5 protein-coding genes are annotated in these 6,708 nt (G+C 71.6%); all 5 read right to left on the reverse strand.

Annotated features, from left to right (window positions below; all coding sequences use genetic code 11):
* Positions 1–22 precede the first annotated feature (22 nt).
* On the reverse strand, positions 23–2,512 hold the full coding sequence (locus VGR37_08800; GenBank protein HEV2147489.1) for a TonB-dependent receptor: 2,490 nt from the start codon (positions 2,510–2,512) through the stop codon (positions 23–25).
* Positions 2,513–2,667: 155 nt separating this feature from the next.
* Positions 2,668–3,084 carry a MaoC family dehydratase gene (locus tag VGR37_08805; protein HEV2147490.1) on the reverse strand — a complete coding sequence of 139 codons (417 nt, stop codon included), beginning with the start codon at positions 3,082–3,084 and terminating at the stop codon, positions 2,668–2,670.
* 59 nt (positions 3,085–3,143) lie between these two features.
* Positions 3,144–4,658, reverse strand: coding sequence for a hypothetical protein (locus VGR37_08810; GenBank protein ID HEV2147491.1), 1,515 nt, complete (start codon positions 4,656–4,658; stop codon positions 3,144–3,146).
* A complete protein-coding gene (locus VGR37_08815) occupies positions 4,655–5,164 on the reverse strand; it encodes a hypothetical protein (protein ID HEV2147492.1) in 510 nt (169 codons plus the stop codon). The genes VGR37_08810 and VGR37_08815 overlap by 4 nt, the downstream gene beginning before the upstream one ends.
* 5 nt (positions 5,165–5,169) lie before the next feature.
* On the reverse strand, positions 5,170–6,708 hold a 1,539-nt coding region (locus tag VGR37_08820), incomplete at its 5' end, for an AMP-binding protein (GenBank protein HEV2147493.1).

Consider the following 6,708-nt stretch of genomic DNA (forward strand, 5'->3'; position numbering starts at 1 on the left):
CCCCCCCCCCCCCGCGCAGGGATTACCGCGTCTGGTACTGCAGCCCCAGGAACACCATGGTGCCGATGTGCGGCATGTTGATCATCTCCTGGTGCTTCACGCCGAAACCGCACTTGCGCGTCTCGTCGATCGGCTTGGTGCGGAGGGCGTCCTTGGCGTCGTACGTGAAATCCCCGCCACACGAGAACAGGTTGTTCACGCCCAGGTTGACGAGGACGTTGTCGTACCTGGGGAAGCGCCACCCGAGCCGCGCGTCCAGGGTGGTGAAGCCGGGAATCATGCCGGCGTTGATCCCGGAGCGGAAGTAGTACTCCTGGACGTGGCGCACGGTGGCCCCGCCGTTGACGTTGTGCAGGTCGGTGACGTCCGCGCCCAGCGTCCACTTCAGCTCGGGCGAATTGAGCGCCGTGGCCTCCTCCCTCCCCTTCTCCACGTCCAGACTCTTCAGATCCACCAGCGACATCGTTCCGCGGAGGCTGACCTTGGGGGTGAGCAGGACGTTGAGCCCGGCGTCCGTTCCGTTGAGCTCCGCCTCACCCAGGTTGTAGTAGATCAGCGTCACGGGCGACAGCCCGCCGGGGGTCTTGAGCTGGTTGCCCTGCGCATCGAAGGCGTAGGTCCGCGTCCCGGCCGCCGTGAACGGATTGGAGATCACGGCCAGCGGGCTCAGGAAGTCCTTGTACTGCGAGCGGTAGTGCGCCACGTCCACGAACAGGCGATTGGCCACCACCCCCTTGTAGCCGAACTCCCAGGTGACGTTCTGCTCCGGGGTGAGCGGGTCGTACTGCCGGACCACCTTCCCCGCCTCGTCGCGGACGGTGAAGCCCTGGGTGTTGCCGTAGATGGAGACGACCGGGGTCCAGTCCGGGATGTGGAAGTTGGTCTGCAGGATGGTGGGCGACTTGAAGGCGCGGTTGTACGTCACCCGGAACGCCTGGTGCGCCCACGGCTTGACCACCACGCCCGCCTTGGGGCTGAACTGCGTTGCGTAGTTCTCGTGGTCGTCGACCCGCCCGGCCACGATCACGTCCGCCCAGGAAGCCACCGGAGCCGTCGCCTGGCCGTACACGCCGATCTGGCGGATGCTCACGTCCTCGCCGGTGAGACGATCGGTGAGCCACTGCCGGCCGCTGCTGACCGCGTCCTGCCGGAGCTGCGCGCCCACCACGACCGCCGTGTTGTTGAGGAAGCCGAGCGTGCGGTTGTACTGGCCCTCGGCGGCGTACATCCGCCCGTCGCTCGGCCAGTCGGAGAGCAGCCGCAGCGAGTCCGGGGACAGGTTGGGGTTGCGCGCGTACGCATCCGCGTAGCGGTTGAGCGCGAACGACTCGCCGGACTGCGACTGGGCGCGGTAGGCGTTGAAGTACCAGTTGGGCGACGAGTACTTGGCCTGCTGGAAGTTGTACCTCCAGTCCCGGAGCTGGTTGCGCCCCACGTTGGTCTGGCCCACGCCGTCGGTCTCGCTCATCCCGCCGCTCACCTCGAAGCGGCCGTCGCCCCGGTAGTACACCAGCGCGCCGGTGCCGCGCGCCACGCGGCTGGTCCAGTCGATGGAGTTGTCCCCCATCTTGTTCTCTTCGATCCGCTTGATCCCGGTGGTCCCGCCGAGGTTGATGTTGTACGTCAGGTAGTTCTCCCAGTCGTCGGCGTCCTGGAACTCGAAGGCGGCCTTGTACCCCCAGTTTCCGAACACGCCGGCGTGGCGGGCCTGCACGTCCTTGTAGCTGCGGCTGCCGCCGGTGACCTCCACGGCGGTCCCCGGGAACTGCCGCGGGTCCTTGGTCTGCAGGGCGATGACGCCGCTGGAAGCGTCGGCGCCGTACAGCGCGGAGCCGGGCCCGACCAGCACTTCCATGCCCGCGAGGTCCACCTTGGGGGTGGCGGTGAACTGCCCCACCGGGAGACCGTTCTCCGGGAGGACGGAGATGCGCCCGTCCTCCATCATCAGCATGCGGTTGTTGAAGGAGGAGTTGAAGCCGCGCGCGTTGATCGCCACGCTGGTCACGCCCACCTGGACGAAGTCCAGCCCCTTGACCTGCTTCAGCGCGCCCGCGAACGAGTTGCCCACCGCGTTCTCCAGCACGTCGGTGCCGATACGGGTGATGGTGGCCGGCGCCTCGGTGACGCGCTCCGTCCTGCGCGAGGCGGAGACCACCAGCCCGTCCAGCTCCACGGGGGTCGGAGTGAGCGCGATGGCGACGAGCACCTCCTCGCCTACGCGCACCGTCACCTCCTCGGTGCGGGAGCGGTGGCCCGTCATGGAGACGCGGAGCTGCTGCGTCCCCGCGGGGACGTTCGCCAGGGTGAAGGCGCCCTGGGCGTTGGCGACCGTCGCCAGGCGGGTGCCTTCCACGGCGACGCGGGCGCCGGCCAGGGCGGCGCCCTCCTCTCCGGCCACGGTGCCGCGGACCGTACCGGTCTGCGCGAAGGCGAAGGCGGGGAAGAGCGCCAGCACGAGGGCCAGCAACAGGGCGGGGCGCCGGGGGAGGCGCGGGGTGCTGCGTCGGTTCATCGGAGAACCCTCCACGGTGGTGAGAACAGGTGCGCGTCCGGGGTCGCGGGCGCGCGGACGGAATCGGACGGACGGACGGTACGGCGTGCGTCGGGGCCGCTGCGGCGGCTACGGGGGCGAGCGCTCCCCCCGGGGGTGCAGGTGGCGCATGGGGCTCATGCTTCCTCCTCCGGGACCATCACCAGCGCTTCGCCCTCCACCACGCCCTCGCCCTGCTGGTTGGCGCAGGTGGTGAGCAGGCGGACGCGGCGCTTCGCGGGCAGGAGCTCCGCCACCTCCGCGCGGGCCGTCACCGTGTCGCCGATGCGCACCGGGCGGAGGAAGCGGAGCGACTGCGACAGGTAGATGGTCCCCGGCCCGGGGAGCCGCATCGCCAGCACGGCGGAGATGAAGCCGGCGCTCAGCATCCCGTGCGCGATGCGCCCCCCGAAGCGGGACCGCTCCGCGTAGACCTGGTCCAGGTGCGCGGGGTTGAAGTCGCCGGTCACCCCGGCGAAGAGGACCACGTCGGCCTCGGTGACCGTCTTCGACATCGTGGCCGACTGGCCGACCTGCAGTTCCTCGAAGCGCATCGACGACGGAGTGCGAAGGTGCGTGAGTGCGAAGTGCGTGAGTGCGAACGGCGCTCGGGCTACACCTCCATCACCAGACGGACGTCCGGATCGATGTCGTCGCCGCCCCCGGCGCGCGTCATCCAGGAGACGACGAAGAAGACCAGGATCGAGAGGACCAGGGAGAGGCCCGAGACGGTGACGCCGGCCGGGAAGGCGTGGAGCTTGAGGAAGTCCACCAGCGTCCCGAAGACGACCGTGAACCCCAGCCCGGTGGCGATGGAGGCCACCGCACCGGCGCGCGTGGCGCCCTCCCAGTTCAGCCCGATGGCCAGCGCCGGCACCAGCGTGGAGGCGAAGAGCCCCCAGCCGAAGATCCCCAGGAAGGCGATGAGCTGCCCCGAGTACTGCGCGATCAGCGCGGCGGCCACCGAGAGGAGCACCGTGGAGATGCGCCCCCAGCGGAGCTCGTTGCGCACCGGCCTCCCGAGCGCCACCGGGAGGTCGTGGGTGACCACCGCCGCGCCGATGTTCATGAAGGAGTTGACGGTGCTCATGATCGCCGCCGCCACCCCGGAGAAGACGATGGCCGCCAGCAGCACGGGGGTAAAGTGCAGCAGGAAGGTGGGGGTCGCGTTGTCAGCCATGGCGAGCGGCGCCAGCCGCCCCTGCGCCACCAGCGCCTTCACCGCCACGCCCACCCCGAAGTAGAGGAGCATGGAGACGATCAGCGCGCTGGTCACCATGAGCGGGTACCACTTCAGGCGCCGCGGGTCGCGCAGCATGTAGAACTTGTGCACCACGTGCGGCTGCCCCAGCGAGCCCAGCCCGAACACGAAGAAGAACGAGAGCGCCGCAAGGGGGGGGAGGAGCCCCCAGGGCCCCAGGAACTGCGGCTCCGCGGCCATGAGCGTGCGAGAGATCTCCCCCATCCCGCCCCCCACCCGGAGGACGAAGAGGAAGACCAGCACCGAGGAGAGCGCCATCAGCGCCCCCTGGAAGACGTCGGTGTAGATCCCGGCGATGATCCCCCCCGCCACCGAGTAGGCCAGGGTGATCCCCATCCCCAGCCAGATCCCCCACCCCAGCCCGATCCCGAAGATGGCGTCGATAACGAAGCCCAGCGCCAGCATCTGGCTCCCCATGTAGCCGATGCAGGCCACCAGGATCCCCAGCCCCGACAGCCCCTGCGCCAGGCGCGAGCGGTAGCGCACCCCGATGGCGTCCGGGACGGTGATGAGCCCCCGGATCTCGCCCAGGAGCCGCATCCGCTTGGCGAGGACCCACGCCCCCATGGAGCTGGTGATGGCCGCGGGGAGGAGGAGGAACATCGCCCCCAGGCCTACCGTGTACACCAGCCCCGGGCCGCCGATGAAGGCGAAGCCGGACAGGGTGGCCGACATGGCGGTCAGGGTGAGCGCCACCAGCCCGATCCCCTCCCCGGCCACGAAGAAGTCGGCGGCGGAGCGGGTGCGCCGGGTGGCCCACGCCCCGATCACGGCCACCACCACGAAGTACGCGACCGCCACCGCCACGATGGCGGGCTGCGTGGCCGCCGGAAGCTCGGCCGCCTGGAAGATCGTCGCCAGGGTCACCGGACACCTCCCGCCGCGGGGGTGGCCGCCAGCACCTCGCGCGGCGCATCGACGTCGTCCGTCTGCTCGCGGAAGTCGCGCGCGGCGCGGCGCACCCGCTCCAGGTCGTCGGCCGAGAGGGTGCGCGCGTCGAAGGTCAGCGCGTAGGCCACCGGGACCACGAAGAGCGGGAGGAGCCCGATCCCGTACATCACGATGGCGGCGCGCGGGGGGAGCCCCAGCCAGAGCGCCGGGTCGGCGGGGTCCGCGGGCGGGAGCGCCAGCACCGCCCCGAAGCCACCCGCGATCACCACGAAGGTGAAGGCGAAGGGGGCCCAGAGGGGGCCGATCCCCCCGTGCCGCGCCGCCCCCAGCGTCATGGCCGCCACCATGACGCTGGCGGTCCCCAGCGCCATGGCCCAGGGCGCCCACGCGGGCGCGCCGCCCGGGAAGAAGGCGGAGGCGTACGCCGCCGCGATCAGCAGGGTGGAGACGAAGAAGGCGGCGAGCGCGAGGCGTTTGGCCATGGGATTCAGGCGTACAGGGCTTCCATGCGGTCCCGGAACTTGGCCGCGACCACGAGGCGGCGGATCTTCAGCGTGGGGGTGAGCTCGTCCTCGTCGGCGGATAGCTCGCGCTCCAGGAGCACCCAGCGGCGCACCTGCTCCGGGCGGGAAAGGCTGGCGTTGACCCGGTCCACCGCCCCCTGCACGTGGGCCGTGACCTCCGGGTGGGCCAGCAGCTCGCCGACGCCGCCCCCGATCCCGCGCTCGGCGGCCCACGCCTCCACCACCGGGCGGCGCAGCACGAGGAGCGCGGTGACGAAGTGGCGCCCCTCGCCGTAGAGCATGGCCTGCCCGATCCAGGGATCCTGCACCAGCAGCGACTCGATGGGGAGCGGCGCCACCTTCTTCCCGTTGGAGAGGGCGATCAGCTCCTTCTTCCGGCCGGTGATTCGCAGGCACCCGTCCGGGCCCAGCTCCCCCAGGTCTCCGGTGAGGAGCCACTCCCCGTCGGGGCTGAAGGCGTCGCGCGTGGCCTCCGGGCGGTCGTGGTACCCCGCGAAGGTGAGCGGGCCGCGGCGCACCATCACCTCGCCGTCCGCGGCGATCCGCAGCTCCGTCCCCGGCATGGGGGGGCCGGACGAGTCGAGGGTGTAGCGGTCCGGGCGGTTGAAGGCCACGCAGAGGTGCTCCGTCATCCCGTAGGCGCCCAGCACCGTGAGGCCCAGCGCGTCCAGGTACTCCGCCACCCCGCCCGGGAGCGTCGCCCCGCCGGAGGTGGCGCGGCGGATCCGCCCGCCGAAGAGCGCGGCCACCCGCTCGAAGAGCGGTGCACCCGCCTCCCTCCACTCCGCCTCCAGCTCGGCCGGCACGGGCTCGCCCGCCTGCCGCAGCCGCGAGCGCACCCGTCCCAGCTCCACCGTGCGCGCCCAGCGCTCGCGCTCGGCGCCGGTGGCGCGCTCCTCCTCGGCGCGGAGCGCCTCGTACGCCTTCTCGTAGAAGCGCGGGAGCCCGCCGAACAGGGTGGGGCCGTAGGCGCGCGCCGCCTCCCAGACGCGGCCGTGGTCCTCCACCAGCGCCGCCTCCATCCCGCAGACGATGCGCGTGTACAGCCCGAAGACCCGCTCCGCGGCGTGGCAGAAGGGGAGGAAGGAGAGGGTGGTGTCCTCCTCCTCCAGCCCCAGCGCCTCGCGGATGGAGAGCGCGGAGTCCAGCAGGTACCGGTGGGTGATCCGGGCCCCCTTGGGCTCGCCGGTGGACCCGGAGGTGTAGATCAGGAGCGCCGTGTCGTCCGGCGCCATGCGCGCGGCGCGGCGCTCCAGCTCCTCCACCACGCCGCGTCCCCGCGCCAGGGCGCGCGCCCCGCGCGACAGCCAGGCGTCCCACCCCAGCGTCCAGGTGCGCGAGGGGCGCAGCCGCTCGCAGACCACCGTGTGCAGCCGCGGCGCGCCGGTGCGGACCGCGGTCGCCGTCGCCAGACGCTCCGGGGTGTCGACCACCAGGACCACGGCGCCGGAGTCGGCCAGGAGCTGGCGGAGCTGCTCCGCGCTGCTGGTGGGGTACACGCC

It is taken from the genome of Longimicrobiaceae bacterium, from assembly GCA_035936415.1.
GTDB lineage: Bacteria > Gemmatimonadota > Gemmatimonadetes > Longimicrobiales > Longimicrobiaceae > JAFAYN01.

Bases quoted from the DNA above. Each gene is read 5' to 3' on its own strand.
- VGR37_08800 (HEV2147489.1), bottom strand. From the start codon at position 2,512: ATGAACCGACGCAGCACCCCGCGCCTCCCCCGGCGCCCCGCCCTGTTG.
- VGR37_08805 (HEV2147490.1), bottom strand. From the start codon at position 3,084: ATGCGCTTCGAGGAACTGCAGGTCGGCCAGTCGGCCACGATGTCGAAG.
- VGR37_08815 (HEV2147492.1), bottom strand. From the start codon at position 5,164: ATGGCCAAACGCCTCGCGCTCGCCGCCTTCTTCGTCTCCACCCTGCTG.